Origin of the sequence: Streptosporangium sp. NPDC051023, assembly GCF_040689595.1 — a bacterium.
Lineage (GTDB): Bacteria > Actinomycetota > Actinomycetes > Streptosporangiales > Streptosporangiaceae > Streptosporangium.
The window spans coordinates 1-3,014 of sequence record NZ_JBFBCE010000201.1 but is presented as its reverse complement, the minus strand read 5'-3'; the positions used below and the strand labels follow the sequence as shown (position 1 = coordinate 3,014).

Sequence of the window (3,014 nt, the reverse complement as noted above, 5' to 3'; positions counted from 1 at the left end):
GGGCAGGGCAGAGCCTGCCCCGACGGCGCGCGACGCACCGGCAAGATCATAAAACCTGAAGATCACCACACCGGAAGTCTCTACAGTTCGAGGGTATTGCCACGTCAAAGGAGGGACCGCCAGAAGCGATCTGATCGCCCGACGGCTGACTTGACCGCAGAAGGCCGTTTGGCCGGACGCTTGGCCCGTTTGGCCGTCAGTAGCTCCACGTAGAGCCGGTGCCGCGGTACTCCTCGACGGGGATCGGGTGAACGCCGGGGCGCATGCGGTCGGTGTAGAGCAGCCCGTCGAGGTGATCGATCTCGTGCGCGACGAGCCGGGCGAGCCCGTGCTCGAACGTAGTGGCCACCCAGGCGCCGTCGAGATCGGCGGTGCTCACCTCGGTCCGCAGGGGTCGCGGGACCATGGCGCGACGGTCCGTGAGCGTCGCTATGCGGAGGCTCTCAGGGGCTCGAGGGCGGTCAGGATGAGGTCAAGGCCGAAGACGAACTCCTCCGCCGGGTCGAAGCCGGCAGCGACGAGCGCCGCGGCGGACTCGTTGAGGTAGGGGAACTCGTCAGGAGGAAGCTGGGACAGGTAGGCGTCTTCGATCACGTCCGCGAACTCATCGGCGGTGTCGAACGGCAGGCTAGCTTCCTGCAGGGCGAAACCGTAGACATAGCTGTCGAGCAACCAGTTGGCGTGCGTCGCCATCAAGACCGAGAAGCCAGCCTGCCTCAGGCAAGCGGTGACCGCTTCGTGGTGCCGGAGGTTCGCGGGCCCCGGCGATGTCCGCGACTCCATCAGGCCGTTCGCCCACGGGTGGCGTACGAGAACCTGTCGGGCGGATACCGCACGCCGTCGCATCGCCGACTGCCAGTCGGTCCCTTCGGGCGGGAGTTCGATCTCCTCGAACACGATGTCGACCATGGCGTCCAGCAACTCCTCCTTGCTCGCCACGTAGTGATAGAGCGACATCGCACCCGCGCCGAGCGTGCCAGCCAGCCGGCGCATGCTCAGTCCGTCGACCCCCTCGCGGTCGGCCAGCCGGATCGCCTCGACTACCACCCGCTGCTTGCTCAGCCCCGCGTCTGACGCGATCTGGCGTTGCTCTCTCACAGACATGGGTCTCCTCGCTCGCTCGAACGGCTTGACAATCGTACAGCGTACGTCCATAGTACAGCGTACGACGTACGGTGTACGAGCTGCCGAGAGACGCGGTTCGGATGAGGGGGCTTCTGTGGGAATCGAACAGCGATCGAATGCCGGAGCAGGCCTGGTGCGGGGGGCGAGTCGGGCCGAGGCGGCGATGATGCGGGCCGCCGTCCAGCGCCGCTACGGCCCGCCCTCAGTGCTTAAGTCGTCCGAGGTCGGGCTACCGCTGCCCGGTCGAGGCGATGTGCTCGTCCAAGTCGGCGCAGCCTCGGTGCATCCTGGCGACTACTTCGTCATGACCGGTGAGCCGTACGTGGTGCGCCTGGTGTTCGGGATCCGCCGGCCCCGCCACGGCATCCCCGGCAGGGACCTCGCTGGCGTGGTGGCAGCGGTCGGGAACGATGTCACCACTCTCCGACCCGGCGACAAGGTGTTCGGCTGGAGCACCACAGGAACGCTCGCGGAGTACGCCTGCGTCCCGGCGGACCACCTCGTGTCCGTGCCTGCCAACCTGTCGGACGCGGACGCGGCAGCGGTGCCCACGTCGGGCATGACGGCATTGCAGGCATTGCGCGACATCGCGAACGTTCGACCGGGCCAGACGGTGCTGATCACGGGCGCGTCGGGCGGCGTGGGCTCCTTCGCCGTACAGATCGCCAAGGCATTCGGCGCCGAGGTGACAGGTGTGTGCAGCACCCGCAACGTCGACTTGGTCCGGTCGCTCGGCGCCGACCACGTCGTTGACTACACGGAGACCGACTTCACCCGCACCGAGAAGCGCTACGACGTCATCCTCGACAACGTGGAAGCCCAGCCCCTGGCGGCTGTCCGCCGAGCGCTGACGCCCACCGGCACCCTCATCCCCAACAGCGGACGCGGCGGCCGCTGGCTCGGCCCCCTCGGCCGGATCGTCAAAGCCCGCGTGCTGTCCGGGTTCACCCGTCAGCAGCTGAAGCCCTTCACGTCGGTCGGGAAGCGCCAGGACCTGCTCACCCTGGCCGACCTGCTCACGAGCGGGCAGGTCACGCCCGCCATCGACCGCACGTACCCCCTCGACGAAGCAGCCGACGCCCTCCGCTACATCGCGGCCGGCCACACCAGAGGGAAGGTCGTCGTGACCATCTGACGACCGGACCGACGAGAACGACCCAACCCGTGCGTACGCCAGACCTGCCGCCACTCTGGCGGAGGGCCCGCTCCCCGAGAACGAAGAATCGATGACTATCCGAACGAAAACCCTGAACCTGCTCGACAACCCGCCGATCCCCGTGCAGGTCAAGCTCACCGCCGCATGGACCAGCTTCATGTTCCTCTACATCTACGTCGACTACTTCCACCTCTACAAGCCCGGCTCCATCGACGACATGCTGGCTGGCGTCGTCTTCGAGTTCGACATCACCCCGACGCTGTTGACCATGATGCTCGCGTCCGTGGCGATCCCGGCCCTGATGGTGATGCTCTCCATGACGCTGCCCGCCCGGGTGAACCGCGCCACGAACCTCGTCGTTGCATCGCTCTACATCCCCTACTCGGCGGTCAACGCGGTAGGGGAGTCCTGGGACTGGGCCTCCTTCTACGGCCTCTCCATCGGAATCGAGGTGCTGCTCCTGGCCTTCATCCTGCGCTCCGCCTGGACATGGCCTCGAACCCCCGCCGTCCCAGCCGGTCCCGCGACGACCGACCTTCGACAGGACCTTCGACAGTAGGTATCCGTGTAAAGCCCTTAGGCGAGTGGAAGTTGCCGGTGCAGGACCGCCGGGTGAATCGGTGTTGCGGGCTCGCTTAAGGGCTTGCAGATAAATAACCCGTAGCTTTCGAGGGTATCGCTCGTTGGTGTGGTATGGGCGTAGCAGCTGAGACGGTGGCATTGCTGGCAGCGA

4 protein-coding genes are annotated in these 3,014 nt (G+C 66.5%); 2 read left to right on the top strand and 2 right to left on the bottom strand.

What is annotated here, in order from left to right:
- Nucleotides 1-196: 196 nt before the first annotated feature.
- Complete coding sequence (locus AB0395_RS47985; protein ID WP_366295014.1) at nucleotides 197-406, bottom strand: peptide deformylase; 210 nt, start codon at nucleotides 404-406, stop codon at nucleotides 197-199.
- Between the two features lie 23 nt (nucleotides 407-429).
- Complete coding sequence (locus tag AB0395_RS47980; protein WP_366295012.1) at nucleotides 430-1,104, bottom strand: TetR/AcrR family transcriptional regulator; 675 nt, start codon at nucleotides 1,102-1,104, stop codon at nucleotides 430-432.
- A gap of 115 nt (nucleotides 1,105-1,219) precedes the next feature.
- Between AB0395_RS47980 and AB0395_RS47975 the strand changes: the two genes are divergently transcribed.
- Both AB0395_RS47975 and AB0395_RS47970 read left to right on the top strand, forming a co-directional pair.
- Entirely contained in the window at nucleotides 1,220-2,260 is a 1,041-nt protein-coding gene (locus AB0395_RS47975) for an NAD(P)-dependent alcohol dehydrogenase (protein ID WP_366295010.1), read from the top strand.
- Nucleotides 2,261-2,351: 91 nt separating this feature from the next.
- Nucleotides 2,352-2,840, top strand: coding sequence for a DUF6326 family protein (locus AB0395_RS47970; RefSeq protein ID WP_366295007.1), 489 nt, complete (start codon nucleotides 2,352-2,354; stop codon nucleotides 2,838-2,840).
- Nucleotides 2,841-3,014: the final 174 nt, after the last annotated feature.

Coding starts and splice junctions, on each gene's coding strand:
- AB0395_RS47980 (WP_366295012.1), bottom strand. CDS start 1,104: ATGTCTGTGAGAGAGCAACGCCAGATCGCGTCAGACGCGGGGCTGAGC.
- AB0395_RS47970 (WP_366295007.1), top strand. CDS start 2,352: ATGACTATCCGAACGAAAACCCTGAACCTGCTCGACAACCCGCCGATC.
- AB0395_RS47985 (WP_366295014.1), bottom strand. CDS start 406: ATGGTCCCGCGACCCCTGCGGACCGAGGTGAGCACCGCCGATCTCGAC.